Genomic DNA, 253 nt, shown 5'->3' with positions numbered 1-253 from the left:
CAGATTGCCTTCCACGAAGCGGCGCTTGGTCCGGCCGACGGTGGAAAGGCTGACCCGGACGGTTCGGACAATCTCTGCGTCGCAGCTGCCGGCATCGGCCGCCAGCAAAATCTGCGCCCGTTTGAGTGTAACCGGCATGAGGACCCCACCTAGCCATCCTTCGGCTTGCGCGCGATACAGCCTGGCATGAGCGGATCGGTGGAGGTGTAACGATGGCAAATGCCATGCTTGATGCCAGGCAGGAAGGTGACTC

At 62.1% G+C, this 253-nt stretch carries 1 pseudogene; it reads right to left on the bottom strand.

The window, feature by feature from the left end:
• Positions 1 to 126: pseudogene (locus ACZYOF_RS44820) on the bottom strand (helix-turn-helix domain-containing protein); the annotation flags it as partial.
• Positions 127 to 253: the final 127 nt, after the last annotated feature.

It is taken from the genome of Bradyrhizobium sp. LeoA1Lang (genome assembly GCF_055413685.1).
This window is presented reverse-complemented; position numbering and strand designations above follow the sequence as displayed.